11 protein-coding genes are annotated in these 14,257 nt (G+C 62.0%); 8 read left to right on the top strand and 3 right to left on the bottom strand.

Features of this window, described 5'->3' with window-relative positions:
- Positions 1–6 precede the first annotated feature (6 nt).
- A complete protein-coding gene (locus APH42_RS11660; protein WP_060493336.1) occupies positions 7–4,386 on the bottom strand; it encodes an NEL-type E3 ubiquitin ligase domain-containing protein in 4,380 nt (1,459 codons plus the stop codon).
- A gap of 338 nt (positions 4,387–4,724) precedes the next feature.
- Here APH42_RS11660 and APH42_RS11665 point away from each other — a divergent pair, with 338 nt between their 5' ends.
- From APH42_RS11665 to APH42_RS11695, 7 genes are all read left to right on the top strand, one after another.
- On the top strand, positions 4,725–5,642 hold the full coding sequence (locus APH42_RS11665) for a glutamate/aspartate ABC transporter substrate-binding protein (RefSeq protein ID WP_012273897.1): 918 nt from the start codon (positions 4,725–4,727) through the stop codon (positions 5,640–5,642).
- A 145-nt stretch (positions 5,643–5,787) separates the two neighbouring features.
- Positions 5,788–6,534, top strand: a complete 747-nt coding sequence (locus APH42_RS11670) for an amino acid ABC transporter permease (RefSeq protein WP_012051388.1) — start codon at positions 5,788–5,790, stop codon at positions 6,532–6,534.
- The gene (locus tag APH42_RS11675; RefSeq protein WP_012273898.1) at positions 6,535–7,206 is read left to right on the top strand and encodes an amino acid ABC transporter permease; all 672 of its coding nucleotides are present in this window, start codon (positions 6,535–6,537) and stop codon (positions 7,204–7,206) included.
- Positions 7,203–7,937, top strand: a complete 735-nt coding sequence (locus tag APH42_RS11680; protein WP_012273899.1) for an amino acid ABC transporter ATP-binding protein — start codon at positions 7,203–7,205, stop codon at positions 7,935–7,937. Before APH42_RS11675 ends, APH42_RS11680 begins: the two co-directional genes overlap by 4 nt.
- Positions 7,938–8,006: 69 nt before the next feature.
- Positions 8,007–9,911 (top strand): ATP-binding protein, encoded by a 1,905-nt coding sequence (locus APH42_RS11685; RefSeq protein WP_012273900.1) that lies wholly within the window; start codon positions 8,007–8,009, stop codon positions 9,909–9,911.
- Positions 9,908–11,236 carry a sigma-54 dependent transcriptional regulator gene (locus APH42_RS11690; RefSeq protein WP_012273901.1) on the top strand — a complete coding sequence of 443 codons (1,329 nt, stop codon included), beginning with the start codon at positions 9,908–9,910 and terminating at the stop codon, positions 11,234–11,236. Before APH42_RS11685 ends, APH42_RS11690 begins: the two co-directional genes overlap by 4 nt.
- Before the next feature lie 25 nt (positions 11,237–11,261).
- Positions 11,262–11,597, top strand: a complete 336-nt coding sequence (locus APH42_RS11695) for a GlpM family protein (protein WP_012273902.1) — start codon at positions 11,262–11,264, stop codon at positions 11,595–11,597.
- A 20-nt stretch (positions 11,598–11,617) separates the two neighbouring features.
- Here APH42_RS11695 and APH42_RS11700 read toward each other — a convergent pair whose 3' ends face one another.
- A complete protein-coding gene (locus tag APH42_RS11700) occupies positions 11,618–12,613 on the bottom strand; it encodes an alpha/beta fold hydrolase (RefSeq protein ID WP_012273903.1) in 996 nt (331 codons plus the stop codon).
- 196 nt (positions 12,614–12,809) lie between these two features.
- Between APH42_RS11700 and metR the strand changes: the two genes are divergently transcribed.
- On the top strand, positions 12,810–13,727 hold the full coding sequence (metR, locus tag APH42_RS11705) for a transcriptional regulator MetR (protein ID WP_012273904.1): 918 nt from the start codon (positions 12,810–12,812) through the stop codon (positions 13,725–13,727).
- On the opposite strand, the gene APH42_RS11710 is transcribed toward metR, so the two are convergent.
- A complete protein-coding gene (locus APH42_RS11710) occupies positions 13,711–14,124 on the bottom strand; it encodes an NUDIX domain-containing protein (RefSeq protein WP_012273905.1) in 414 nt (137 codons plus the stop codon). The genes metR and APH42_RS11710 overlap by 17 nt on opposite strands.
- Positions 14,125–14,257 lie beyond the last annotated feature (133 nt).

Here is a 14,257-nt window from a genome sequence, read left to right on the forward strand (position 1 = left end):
TTTGCGCTACAGAGGCCAACGTGCATAGGCTTCTACAGTCAAACGCTTGATAAGGGCGCTTTCTTGCGTTTCCAGGAGCCGCTTCAACTCATTGCACCGGTCCAGGTACGTCTGCTCATCGAGCGCGCCGGTCTCAACTTGTGATTCGTACGTTTCCAACGTTTGGCGATGAGCATCTACCAAGGCTCTGAATCGCTCAACGTATCTCTCCCGCAGGTAATGCTGCCAGAACTCCTGTTCAGCCAACGATTGCGCCAGTTGCTCGGTGGACTCCAAAGACAGCACTTCAGCCCTGGCGATATTGATGTCTTCCACGGTCACGAAAGCATCCAGCTCATAGTGCATACGCAGCGGTTGCGCTGGCAACTGCAGAAGCCCGGCCAGCCTGACCCGGTACGCCAGGTAGGTTTCGATGTCATCGATTCTCTCCAGGTTTCTCGGATGATTCGCGTTCACCTCCCTGAGCCACACCAGTTTGCGTGCGGCGATCCTGTCCACCTGTTGCAAGCGATACAGCGAACGCCCAAGCCTCATCAAAGCTGCTTCACTCTGCCCCTGGGCGAGGCCCGCCGTCTGTCGATGAACCAGCACACGCGTTTCCATCTGGCTGAACAGCCACAGCAGCCTGTCCTCACAGGTGGCCCGCCCGCCTGCCTGCTCGAACAACAACTCGCGCAACGCGCTGTTCTGCTCGCATGCCTCGATGATGCCCCAGGCCCTCGCCCGGTAATACGCGGGGTATTTCCGATAATCCGGACCGCGTGCGAAATCACGCAAAAAGTTGAAGAAGTCATTCGAGCCTACCTCGCTGCGCAGGTTGCTCCACAACGCCTCGCGCTCTGTGCGCAACGGGCCAGTCGCGCCGACGAGCCACTCTGCCTGCTCGGCCTGCAGATCCCCATGATGACGGTAGGCAGGGTTGTGTTGAACCGTGTGCCGCGCAGCACTCGAAGGCCCCGGTTGTTCCTCCAGCAATGCCTCACTGGCTTCATCCAGTGGATTATCGTGCAGCGCCATTTGCTGCAAGCGGGCGCGCAGGCCCACAAGGTCGCGATTGACTTGCCGAATACGGTTGTCACGCAAGTCGGCGATACCGCGCCAAGGCAACTGCTCAATGCCTGCGGGCAACTGTTCAATATTTGCCGCTCGCAACCCCAACTGGCGCACGTTCAATAACCGCCTTACCTGCGGAGCATTGCCCAACGGGTTGTAATTGAGCTCTATCCTTTCCAGATTGAGCAACGCATTAAGGCGTCGGCTGTCCGCCGGGGTCATCACGATCTGGTTGTTATCCAGACGCAACAGGCGAAGTTCGGTCAAATGCTCTATACCCGGTGGTACCGATACCAGTCGGTTATTGCGCAGATCAAGCTGCCTCAACTGCGGGAAGCGCCGTAAAAAGTCAGCGTCGATGCTCTCTAGATCCATGTTACGCAACGCCAAGCGAGTAACATGCCCGAAGCTGATACCCGCAGGCAGCTCAGGCAGGCTACCCACGCGTTCGCCGTTGATTTCCAGCGCATAACTGCCATCCCCCCGGCGTCTAAGCTTGCGGCGCCAGCAACGCCGGATCGCGTTGCTCACCCGGCTGCGCCTTAGAAGGTCCAGCATGTTTGCATACCCGGCTCGCCAACCCGCCAGGGCCTCACGCAAGGCACGCCATTGCTGAAACAGCGCTTGGTAGTGTGACCACGGGTCAACCCGCTCGGTAACCAGGCTGAGCATGTACTGCTGCAGTTGCGCGTCGTCGAGCGTTGGAAAGATCTGCGAAATGCCGCGCCTGGCAGCTTGGCCACGGCTTTCTGCCCGGCCACTGAGTGGGTAGCCGAGCCGGCCATCGGCAAACCGCACAGGAGGACGCACACCACCGGAAATAGGCACCTGGCCTATTAGCCTTGATGCGAGGTCGCGGTGCATACGGGCGTGCCCCGCCAGCCGTTCGACCAGTTGCTGTTCGTTCAGCAGTGGATCGCCGAGGACGACTTTCTGCTCGTCACTCATGCACAACAGAAGCGCGTGCATCAGGCTGTCGGTAGGTGCGGCTACGGGGCGAGGATCAACCGTAAGGTCATGGATGCGATAGGCCTGCTCTTCTCGCACGATGCACATCACCTCTGTTGCCGACTCTGCACCTGCTTGTCCCAGCAAAGTGCCCTGTGCCGAGCCCACGCGAAGCTCGACGCGCAACGCTTCTGGCCAGGGCGCGAGCTCATGGACCAAACCGATGGCCAGCTTTTCAGTATCACCATTGACCGCCTGTCGTTGACGAAAACCGGCGCAGGCGCGATCCAACCGGCTGTCATGCAGGAACCAGCGGATACGCTCAGCCATGGCCAATGGAACTCGCCCGGTAGAACGCAATCGTTCGAGCACTTGATTGTCGACCTGCTTGCGTATCTCTTTCGCGCCGCGAACGGTAAGCCCCGGAAATGAACGCCGCATCAATGCGTCTTCCACTTCCTCGGCCTCTTGGGCGGCAGCCACCAGCAACTCCAATGCATCTGCCTGAATGGCTGGATGCAGGGTGTGCAGCCGATGGCGATCGAATGCATCCCGCAACCGTGCAGGCGCTGGCGCGTGCTCAACATGCAGTTGACGAAGCTGTGCCTCGTCAAAGCCCGTGCAATCCAGCACGGCGGTCGCCTGTTCCGCTGTCATGTCAAAAAAGGCCGCGGCCAGCCGACGTAGAAGTTGCAGCTCTCCCGTCCATTCCTGAGGCCGCTCCAGCGCATGGCGCCAGCCGCCGCTGCCGTTGCGTTCGAGTAACGGTCGATATGCCTGCTCGCGCTTCGGGTGACGAATTACCAAGTCCTTGCCATCCTGCGAGCGCGCCATCTGATAAGTGCCTTCGTGAAACTGCACTTGAGAACGCCCCAGGTGCCCCTCACTTTGCGCCATGGACAAGCCGGGAGGTTGCTCCACCCGGTATGCCGCCATGTCAGAGGAGCAGAGTTTCAATTGCCCGCCATCGAGCATCACTGGGACCAACGCTCGCACCTGCGCCGCCGCGACGCCCACCGCCGCACCCACCGCCAGGTTTTCCGCGACCGCAAACACATGCCCCAAGGCAGCCTCACGGTCTCCGAGCTGCCAATCCTGATAGCCTTCGTAGACCTCGTCGGCAATCTGAAGCGCAGCAATCCCCAACATCACCTCGCCCAGTACGGGTACGAACAACCCGGCCAGGCCTAGCAGAGTCAAGCCGGCATTTTCATAGCCGGCGAGCCGCCGGCGGCGAGCGGCGGCATCTTCGTCTCCGGTAGGCACCGCCAACACCCTGGCATCGTCGAAGATCTTGTCAATGCGCTGGGCCCGCAGATGAGCGAACAGCGGTTTGTCCAAAGGAAAATGACGACCGTCGAGTGCCAGTGCGGCTCCTTTCGCGGTCTGGGCCTGAAGGCGTTCAAGCACGGCGCTGAAAGCCATACGCTCGCGCTCGCCAATGAACCGCATGAAAAACTTGGCAAACCGTGTTTCGCGCAAGCGCAGCCCTAAATCCTGGTAGAGCGCGGCCCAGGAAGCATGCTGGCGAACGGGTCGAGCAGCGTCGCCCGGTATCCAGACGATCAGCCCCGAAGGGGCGCCACCGCCATGTTCACGGCACTCGACCACCACCACACCCTGGATGCATTTGCCAAGCAAGAACAGTTGCCTGCAGGTAAGCACTGTGGTGTCGGCTGGTACGATCGGCGTGGGCGCGACAACCCTCAGCATCTGCAGGTAGCTGCGCTCATCGATGTCTGCTTTCAAAAAAGCGATGCGCACCGCCGCATCCAATGCCGTGCGCTGCGCCTCTTCAAACACAACCTCGACAGCACGCCGAGCATGGCCCGGCGTGCCGCCCGCCTCGTCAGCGGGTAACAGATGCTCTCGCAACAACCCTTGGTAGTGGCCGCCCAGGTCCAACTTACGGCAGAGCTTGGCGAACGACACGAACGAAATGGGCATCACGGCGCCTGACGCCGACTCCACCTGCCGGCGGATAACCGGCCTGGCCACGATTTCATCCTCAGCGAAATTGTGCATCGCTGCAGCCAGCAACGGCACCGCGTTCGTGCGCACCGTCCGTACCGAAGGTGGCATAGGGAAACTGCTCGGATAGAACCTGCGCTCCACAGTGCACAGCTGCGTCGAGCGCACATCGATATGGCGGTTGTGCTCCTTGTGCAAGGCCACTTCGAGGCGCGGAGCGGCAAATTTGGCCAAGCAAGGAATAGCGCTCAACAACCGATCCAACTGGTCGACACTTTGCTGCTGGCGGCTCAAAGCAAGGTTGAGCTCCTTCAGCGCATCGGCTGGCGCCTGCTTGAACCAATCGGGCAACTGCCTGGCGATCAGTGCCTCTACCGAGTCGGGTGGCAGGTCGTGCTTGGGGGAATCGCTCATGGACTGCCTCTCTATTTTGAGAAGCAGACAAGAAAGCTGAAAGAAGCCGTCATCCGGTGTTAATTAAATAGTACGCAGCTTGCGCCCCGTCGATTCGTTCGGATTACCGAACGACTGCATACCCATTCATTCGGGGATTCGGACGCAAATTCTGTTACATGACCACCGCTAAACTATTGATTGCCAGGTTCTGCGGGACGTTATGATCGAAATCAGGGCTTGGCACGACTCATGCTCTACACTTGGTAGCCGAGTGCAAACGCTTCTTTCTGTATTCGTTGAACGAAAGAGTCCGCCAACGGCTCCATAAAAAAAACAAACACGTCGAGGAAAATTTGATGCGTATCGTTCGTCAATTGCTGGGCGCCGCCATTGCGGCCGCTGTGATCGCTTCGCCGGCCATGGCCGAGGAGCTGACCGGCACCCTGAAGAAGATCAAGGATTCGGGCACCATCACCCTGGGCCACCGCGACTCCTCCATCCCGTTTTCCTACCTGGCCGGCAAGCCCGAGCCCGTGGGTTATTCGCATGACATCCAACTGGCTGTCGTCGATGCCCTGAAGAAGCAACTGGGGACCGACATCAAGGTCAAGTACAACCTGGTCACCTCCCAGACCCGCATCCCACTGGTGCAGAATGGCACCGTCGACCTCGAGTGCGGCTCCACCACCAACAACGTCGAGCGCCAGCAGCAAGTCGGCTTCTCGGTCGGTATCTTCGAAGTCGGTACCCGCCTGTTGACCAAGGTCAAGGACGGTCAGCCTGCATACAAAGACTTCCCGGACCTGGCTGGCAAAAACGTGGTGACCACCGCCGGCACCACCTCCGAACGCATCCTCAAGGCGATGAACGCCGACAAGCAGATGAAGATGAACGTGATTTCCGCCAAGGACCACGGTGAAGCCTTCAACATGCTCGAAAGCGGCCGCGCCGTGGCCTTCATGATGGACGACGCCCTGCTCGCCGGCGAAATGGCCAAGGCGCGCAAACCGTCGGACTGGGTCATTACCGGCACCCCACAGTCGTATGAAATCTACGGCTGCATGGTGCGCAAGGAAGACGCAGCCTTCAAGAAAGCGGTGGATGACGCCATTGTCGGTTACTTCAAGTCGGGCGAAGTCAACAAGAGCTACGAGAAGTGGTTCATGCAGCCGATCCCGCCAAAAGGCCTGAACCTGCAGTTCCAGATGAGCGACGAGCTGAAAAAACTGATCGCCGAGCCAACCGACAAGGCCGCGGACGAGAAGAAGTCCTGATCCTCAGCAATTAGTGGCCTGGTGCTCAAGCGCACGAATCAATCCTGCAGGCCACTCATTAGTGTCTAACCTTTCATCCGAGGGCGCGTGCCGCCCTTGGATGCTCGAAGGTGCCCGTGAAACAACCGTCTGAGGGGAAATCCCGATGAATTACAACTGGGACTGGGGCGTGTTCTTCAAGTCCACCGGCGTGGGCAGCGAAACCTATCTGGACTGGTACATCACCGGCCTGGGCTGGACCATCGCCATCGCCATCACCGCCTGGATCATCGCGCTGCTGCTGGGGTCGGTCCTCGGTGTCATGCGTACCGTGCCGAACCGCCTGGTATCGGGCATCGCCACCGCCTATGTGGAACTGTTCCGCAACGTGCCACTGCTGGTGCAGCTGTTCATCTGGTACTTCCTGGTACCAGACTTGCTGCCCGAAGGCTTGCAGGAGTGGTTCAAGCAGGACCTCAACCCGACCACCTCGGCACTGATCAGCGTGGTCATCTGCCTGGGCCTGTTCACCGCAGCCCGTGTCTGCGAGCAAGTACGTACCGGTATTCAGGCGCTACCCAAAGGCCAGGAAGCCGCTGCCCGCGCCATGGGTTTCAGCCTCCCGCAGATCTACAACAACGTGCTGCTGCCGCAGGCTTACCGCATCATCATTCCGCCGCTCACCTCCGAGTTTCTCAACGTCTTCAAGAACTCCTCGGTGGCGTCGCTGATCGGCCTGATGGAACTGCTGGCGCAGACCAAGCAAACCGCCGAATTCTCCGCCAACCTGTTCGAGGCGTTCACCTTGGCCACGCTGATCTACTTCACCCTGAACATGGGCCTGATGCTGCTCATGCGCATGGTCGAGAAAAAAGTCGCCGTGCCCGGCCTGATCTCCGTGGGGGGCAAGTAAATGGATATGGATTTCAGCGAAATCATCCCTGCCCTGCCTGCCCTGTGGGACGGCATGGTCATGACCCTGCAGCTGATGGTCATGGGTGTTGTCGGCGGTATCGCACTGGGCACCATCCTGGCACTGATGCGCCTGTCCTCGAGCAAACTGCTGTCACGTCTGGCAGGTGCGTACGTCAACTACTTCCGCTCGATCCCGCTGCTGCTGGTGATCACCTGGTTCTACCTGGCCGTGCCGTTCGTGCTGCGCTGGATTACCGGCGAAGACACGCCGGTCGGTGCGTTCACCTCCTGCGTGGTCGCTTTCATGATGTTCGAGGCCGCGTACTTCTGCGAAATCGTCCGTGCCGGCGTGCAGTCGATCTCCAAGGGCCAGATGGGCGCCGCGCAAGCACTGGGCATGAACTACGCGCAGACCATGCGCCTGATCATCCTGCCCCAGGCGTTCCGCAAGATGACCCCACTGCTGCTGCAGCAGAGCATCATCCTGTTCCAGGACACCTCGCTGGTCTACACCGTGGGCCTGGTGGACTTCCTCAACTCGGCACGTTCCAACGGCGACATCATCGGGCGCTCACATGAGTTCCTGATCTTCGCCGGCGTCGTCTACTTCATCATCAGCTTCTCCGCTTCGTGGCTGGTCAAGCGCCTGCAAAAAAGGATCACCGTATGATTTCCATCAAGAACGTCAACAAGTGGTACGGCGACTTCCAGGTACTGACCGACTGCAGCACCGAGGTCAAGAAAGGTGAAGTGGTGGTGGTCTGCGGCCCGTCGGGCTCGGGCAAGTCCACCTTGATCAAGTGCGTCAACGCGCTGGAGCCGTTCCAGAAGGGCGATATCGTGGTCGATGGCACCTCGATCGCCGACCCGAAGACCAACCTGCCCAAGCTGCGCTCGCGCGTTGGCATGGTGTTCCAGCACTTCGAGCTGTTCCCGCACCTGACCATCACCGAAAACCTGACCATCGCCCAGCGCAAGGTCCTGGGCCGCAGCGAGGCTGAAGCCACCAAGAAGGGCCTGGCCCTGCTCGACCGTGTAGGCCTCAGCGCCCATGCCAAGAAGCACCCAGGCCAGCTCTCCGGCGGCCAGCAGCAGCGCGTTGCAATCGCCCGCGCCCTGGCCATGGACCCGATCGTCATGCTGTTCGACGAACCCACCTCGGCACTGGACCCGGAAATGGTCAGCGAGGTATTGGACGTGATGGTGCAACTGGCCCACGAAGGCATGACCATGATGTGCGTGACCCACGAAATGGGCTTTGCCCGCAAGGTCGCCAACCGGGTCATCTTCATGGACAAGGGCAGCATCATCGAAGACTGCACCAAGGAAGAGTTCTTCGGTGACCAAAGCGCCCGCGACCAGCGCACCCAGCACTTCCTCAGCAAGATCCTGCAGCACTGATTCGGCCACAGCGTTCGCTGCCACGGGACCCACCGGGCAGCGGATGCTGGTCGTGACAAGGCCACTGTGATGAAATGCGACCCCTCGCTACTGCTCCCTGCCAAGCCTGCCGTGAATTCCCGCCTGATTCGTCAATTGCTGTTGCCGCCCCTGATCATCCTGCTGATGGTCGGCCTGGGCCTGGCCGGCTACCTGATAAGCGAAAACAACGGCATCCGCACGCTCAGCGAAAACGGCGAACGCCAATTGGAGCTGCACGCGCGCACGGTCGAAAGCGAGATCAGCAAGTACACCTACCTGCCGAGCCTGCTGGAGCTGGAAGACAGTGTCTCGCACCTGCTCACCGACCCGGATGGCGGCTCGCGCCAGACGGTCAACGAATACCTTGAGGGCCTGAACCGGCGCAGCCGCAGCCGGGCCATCTTCGTCCTCGACACCAACGGCCGGGTACAGGCGACCAGCAACTGGCGTGATGCCGACTCGTTCCTGGGTGAAGACCTGTCATTCCGCGCCTACTTCCAGACCGCTGTGCGCGGCGAGCCAGGGCGCTTCTACGGCATTGGCAGTACCACTGGTGAAGCCGGCTACTATCTGGCCCATGGCCTGGAAGAACACGGCAAGATCATTGGCGTGGCAGTGATCAAGGTGCGCCTGGACACCCTCGAAGAACGCTGGCAACGTGCCCGCCTGGAGGCGTTCGTCAGCGACGAGAACGGCATCATCATCCTCTCCAGCGACCCAGCCCGGCGCTTGAAATCGGTGCGCCCGCTGACCCCGCAAATCAAGGAACGGCTGGCGCGCAGCCTGCAGTACTACTGGTGGCCGCTGAACGAGTTGCAGCCACTGGCCCGGGAAACCCTGGCCGATGGCGTGGAAAAACTGACCTTCCCGGCCAATAGCGAAACCGCCCAGGGCAAGCCGCACGAAGTCGCCTACCTGGCACAGACCCGGCGGCTGGCCGACACGCCCTGGCATTTCACCCTGCTGACCCCGCTGCAAGACCTGCGTCGCGAGTCCATGGTGCAGGGCATACTGGTGGGCGTGGCCTTCGCCTTGCTGGCGATCCTCGGCATCGCCTGGAACGAGCGGCGCAAAGTGATCGCCACCCGCCTGGCAGCCCGCGAGGCGCTGGAAGAAGCCAACAGCCAACTGGAGCGGCGAATTGCCGAGCGCACCGCCGACCTGCGCGCCAGCAACGAACGCCTGAAAGGGCAGATTCGCGAGCGCCGGCATGCCGAGCAGACCTTGCGCCACGCCCAGGATGAGCTGGTGCAGGCAGGCAAACTGGCCGCCATCGGGCAAATGTCCACCAGCATTGCCCACGAGCTGAATCAGCCACTGGCGGCGCTGCGCACCTTGTCTGGCAATACCGTGCGCTTCCTCGAACGCGGGGCGCTGGAAACCGCCAGTGCCAACCTGCGCACCATGAACGACCTGATCGACCGCATGGGCCGCATCACCGCCAGCCTGCGCTCGTTCGCCCGGCGCGGCGACGACAGCGGCCAGGCTTCACTGGCCAAGGCGGTGGAGGCTACCTTGCAGGTGCTGGCCAACCGCATCAGCGCCTGCCACCTGCAACTGCACCACCAGTTCGAGGACCAGCAACTGGCCATCGACCAAACTCGCCTGGAGCAGATTCTGGTCAACCTGATCGGCAACGCCCTCGATGCCATGGCCGCGCAACCGCTCCCCGAGCTGTGGCTCGAAGGCGAGCTGCAAGGCGACAAGTACCGTTTGCAGGTGCGCGACAACGGCCACGGTATCGACGCCGAGGCGCGCAAGCACCTGTTCGAACCTTTCTTCACCACCAAACCGGGCGAACATGGCCTGGGCCTGGGCCTGACCCTGTCGGCGAGCCTTGCCGCCGCCGCCAAGGGCAGCCTGAACGTCGAGCACCCCGCCACCGGCGGCACGGCCTTCGTCCTGGCCCTGCCCCTGGTTTCTCCCCCTAGCGAATCGGCAGAGCATCCATGAACCAAGCGCCACTTACCGTCCTGATCGTCGAAGACGACCCGCATGTGCTGCTCGGCTGCCAACAGGCACTGGCCCTCGAGGACATCGCCTGCGAAGGCGTGGGCAGCGCCGAACAGGCACTGGAGCGCATCGGCGACGATTTCGCCGGCATTGTCGTCAGCGATATCCGCCTGCCGGGCATCGATGGCCTGGAGTTGCTCAATCGCCTCAAGGCCCGTGACCGCAGCCTGCCGGTGGTGCTGATTACCGGCCATGGCGATATCGACATGGCCGTCGGCGCCATGCGCAACGGTGCCTACGACTTCATGGAAAAACCGTTCTCCCCCGAGCGGCTGGTCGACGTGGTGCGCCGCGCATTGGAGCAACGTGGGCTGTCGCGCGAAGTAGTGGCCCTGCGCCGCCAACTGGCCGAACAGAGCAGCCTGGAGGGGCGCATCATTGGCCGCTCGCCGGCCATGGAGCACTTGCGCGAATTGATCGCCAACGTTGCCGATACTTCAGCCAACGTACTGATCGAAGGTGAAACCGGCACCGGCAAAGAGCTGGTCGCGCGTTGCCTGCACGACTTCAGCCGCCGCCAGGGTCAGCCGTTCGTGGCGCTGAACTGTGGCGGCCTGCCGGAAAACCTGTTCGAAAGCGAGATTTTCGGCCACGAGGCCAACGCCTTCACCGGTGCCGGCAAACGCCGCATCGGCAAGATCGAACATGCCAATGGCGGTACGCTGTTCCTCGATGAAGTGGAAAGCATGCCGATCAACCTGCAGATCAAGCTGCTGCGCGTGCTGCAGGAGCGCACCCTGGAGCGACTGGGCTCGAACCAGAGCATCCCGGTGGACTGCCGGGTGATCGCGGCGACCAAAGCCGACCTCGATACCCTGGGCCAGAGTGGCCAGTTCCGCAGCGACCTGTACTACCGGCTGAACGTGGTAACCCTCGAACTGCCTCCGCTGCGTGAACGCCGTGAGGACATCCTGCAATTGTTCGAACACTTCCTGCAGCAGTCGGCCCTGCGCTTCGACCGGGAAACACCGACACTGGACAGCCAGACACTATCGCGTCTGATGGCCCATGACTGGCCGGGCAACGTGCGCGAGTTGCGCAACGTGGCCGAACGCTACGCCCTCGGCCTGCCAGCGTTCAAGAAAGGCCCCAGTGGTGGTGCCAGCCAAGGCCTGGGCTTTGCCGAGGCGGTGGAAGCATTCGAACGCAACCTGCTCAGCGATGCGCTGCAACGCACCGGCGGCAACCTGAGCCAGGCCAGCCAAGAGCTGGGCATGGCCAAGACCACGCTATTCGACAAAGTGAAAAAATACGGCCTCGGCTGAGTTCAACCCAAACTGGAAAGACAACGTGGACCTGGTATTCAAAGCTGCCCTGGGCGCTGGTGTGGTGCTACTGCTGGCGGTGCTGTCGAAAACGCGCAACTACTACATCGCCGGGCTGGTGCCGCTGTTCCCCACCTTCGCCCTGATCGCCCATTACATCGTCGGCAAGGGGCGCAGCATTGCCGACCTGAAGACCACCATTGCCTTTGGCATGTGGTCGATCATTCCGTACTTCGTGTACCTGGCGACCCTGTATGTGCTGGTCGATCGCCTACGCCTGGAAGCATCGCTGGCGTTGGCCACGGTGGCCTGGCTGATGGCCGCTACCGTGCTGGTGACCGTGTGGGTGCGGCTGCACTGAGCCTGCAACCTACCTTTGGTTCACAACCCGGCGATGTGCGTGACATCCTGCCGGTGCGCCTGCAGGTAGGGCAACACCGCCCCCAGCAGCGGCGCCTTGAAGGGTTCCTGGAAGCGGTGCGCCAAGCCCGGTATCAGGCGCAACTGGCTGCCCTGGATATGCGCCGCCAGGTGTACGCCGTGCATCACCGGCAATAACGGGTCGGCTGTGCCGTGTACCACCAGGGTCGGCACCCGCAGCTGGTTGAGCAACTCGACGCGACTCGGCTCGGCCAGAATCGCCATGATCTGGCGCTTGGCCCCGTCAGGATTGAACGCCCGGTCGTAAGCCACGGCAGCCTGGTGCAGCAACACCGCGCGGTCATCCCGTACCTCGGGGCTGCCCAGGGCCGCCAGCAGGTCGGCCTGCTGCTCGATGGCCACCTCGCGGTTCGGCGCGCTGCGCCGGGCCAGCAGTTGCACCAGCGCCGGATCCGGTGCCGGCAGCCCCGCCGCCCCTGAACTGGACATGACCAACGTCAGGCTGCGCACACGCTCGGGCGCCATCGCCGCCAGGTGCTGGGCAATCATGCCGCCCATGCTCACGCCCAGTACATGAAACTGGTGCACACCCAAGGCGTCCATCAGGCGCAGGCCGTCATCTGCCATATCCGTCAGCGTGTAGGGCGCCGCCACCGGCAAGCCCAGCTTGTAGCGCAACAACTCGACCGTCAGGTTGGCCGAAGGTGGCATCTGGTTCCAGCGTGACAGGCCGACATCGCGGTTGTCATAGCGAATCACCCGAAAGCCCTGGCGGCACAATGCCTCGACCACATCGTCCGGCCAATGAATCAACTGCCCGCCCAGGCCCATGACCAGCAGCAAGGCCGGATCACGCGGTGAACCGACGCTCTGGTACACCAGGCTGACCGCGCCCAGTTCGGCACGCTGCACCGCTACATGTGCATCACAACGCTGTTCGGCGAAACTCGCAGGTACGCTGAACAGGAAGAAAAGAAAAAGCCAAAAAGCCCGCATGAAAGAAACACCAGAATGCAGATCCCCAGTAAAGCGCGAGTCTGATGAATTCTGTTCGGGCGCGCTGCCACAGTTCGGTGACAGTTTCATGACGCCCGCCAGACGGTGCGGCCGATCGCCCAGTCGACAGGCGCAGCAACATGAGAGAAACTCAACTCATTCCCTGTTTCCTCAAATCCACACCCCGGAGTCAGCTGTGCTGGAGATCCGTCACCTGAAAACCCTTCATGCCCTGCGCGAAGCCGACAGCCTGGTGGAGGCCGCCGAGCGCCTGCACCTGACCCAGTCGGCACTGTCGCACCAGTTCAAGGAGCTGGAAGAGCGCCTGGGCCTGCCCATTTTCGTACGCAAGACCAAGCCGATTCGCTTCACCAGCGCCGGGCTGCGCCTGCTGCAACTGGCCGATGCCACCCTGCCGCTGCTGCGCGGCGCCGAGCGTGACATCGCGCGGCTGGCCGGTGGCACTGCCGGGCGCCTGCACATGGCCATCGAATGCCACAGCTGCTTCCAGTGGCTGATGCCGACCATCGACCAGTTCCGCGATGCTTGGCCGGAAGTGGAGCTGGACCTGGCCTCCGGTTTCGCCTTTGCCCCGTTGCCGGCCCTAGCGCGCGGCGATCTTGACCTGGTGGTGACCTCCGACCCGGTGGACCTGGCAGGCATCACTTATGTGCCGCTGTTCACCTACGAGGCGATGCTGGCGGTGGCCAACCAGCACCCGCTGGCGAGCAAGCCATACATGGTGCCGCAAGATCTGCTCGACCAGACGTTGATCACCTACCCGGTGGAACGCGACCGCCTGGACATCTTCACCCGCTTCCTGGAACCGGCCGATATCGAGCCAGCCGCCGTGCGTACCTCGGAGCTGACGGTAATGATGATGCAGCTGGTGGCCAGCGGCCGTGGGGTGTGCGGCATGCCGCATTGGGCGCTGCACGAGTACAGTTCGCGCGGCTATGTGAAGGGCAAGCGCCTGGGCGAAAAAGGCCTGTTTGCCACGCTTTATGCCGCCGTGCGCACCGACATGCTCGATGCGCCGTACATGCGCGACTTCTTGCTGACGGCCAAGGACACCTCGTTCGCCACCCTCGATGGCGTCAGCGCGGTGCGTTGAGTACCTGACGGTACAGCGGCAGGATCAGGTCGCGGGTCAGGGGCGCCAGGGGCATGACGGGCGCCTGATCGGCGGCCAGCCACACCACCTCCTCGATTTCTGCAGCCGGAACCACGGCTGCGGCGCTGTCGACACGGAACAGTTCGGCCTGCACTTCAAAACCTGGCTCGTTGGCGGCTGGCGCGCTGAACTGGCCCAGGTGCACGACCTGGGCCGGGTCGATGTGCAGGCCCAGTTCCTCGTGCAACTCGCGCACCAGAGCCTGCACCGGCGTTTCACCGGCATCGATCTTGCCACCGGGCTGCATGAAGGCCTCGGTGCCACGCTTGCGTACCAGCAGGGTACGGCCCAGAGGGTCGATCAGCAGGGCGGCGGCGATGCGGATGGTGTTGGGCATGGGGTGGGCTCGCTGGAAACTATGGCCGGGGAGGATCCCATGGGGCCCTTGGCCTGACAAGGCCAGTCATTCCTGTACCGGCCGCTTCGCAACACAGGTTCTTGCTGGCCTGGCAGACGAACGGCCCCTTGCC

Origin of the sequence: Pseudomonas sp. NBRC 111140 (genome assembly GCF_001320885.1) — a bacterium.
GTDB lineage: Bacteria > Pseudomonadota > Gammaproteobacteria > Pseudomonadales > Pseudomonadaceae > Aquipseudomonas > Aquipseudomonas putida_P.

Excerpts from the sequence above, each read along its gene's own strand:
- APH42_RS11700 (WP_012273903.1), bottom strand. The coding sequence starts at position 12,613 with ATGCGGGCTTTTTGGCTTTTTCTTTTCTTCCTGTTCAGCGTACCTGCG.
- APH42_RS11665 (WP_012273897.1), top strand. The coding sequence starts at position 4,725 with ATGCGTATCGTTCGTCAATTGCTGGGCGCCGCCATTGCGGCCGCTGTG.
- APH42_RS11685 (WP_012273900.1), top strand. The coding sequence starts at position 8,007 with ATGAAATGCGACCCCTCGCTACTGCTCCCTGCCAAGCCTGCCGTGAAT.
- APH42_RS11710 (WP_012273905.1), bottom strand. The coding sequence starts at position 14,124 with ATGCCCAACACCATCCGCATCGCCGCCGCCCTGCTGATCGACCCTCTG.
- APH42_RS11675 (WP_012273898.1), top strand. The coding sequence starts at position 6,535 with ATGGATATGGATTTCAGCGAAATCATCCCTGCCCTGCCTGCCCTGTGG.
- APH42_RS11660 (WP_060493336.1), bottom strand. The coding sequence starts at position 4,386 with ATGAGCGATTCCCCCAAGCACGACCTGCCACCCGACTCGGTAGAGGCA.
- APH42_RS11680 (WP_012273899.1), top strand. The coding sequence starts at position 7,203 with ATGATTTCCATCAAGAACGTCAACAAGTGGTACGGCGACTTCCAGGTA.
- APH42_RS11690 (WP_012273901.1), top strand. The coding sequence starts at position 9,908 with ATGAACCAAGCGCCACTTACCGTCCTGATCGTCGAAGACGACCCGCAT.
- APH42_RS11670 (WP_012051388.1), top strand. The coding sequence starts at position 5,788 with ATGAATTACAACTGGGACTGGGGCGTGTTCTTCAAGTCCACCGGCGTG.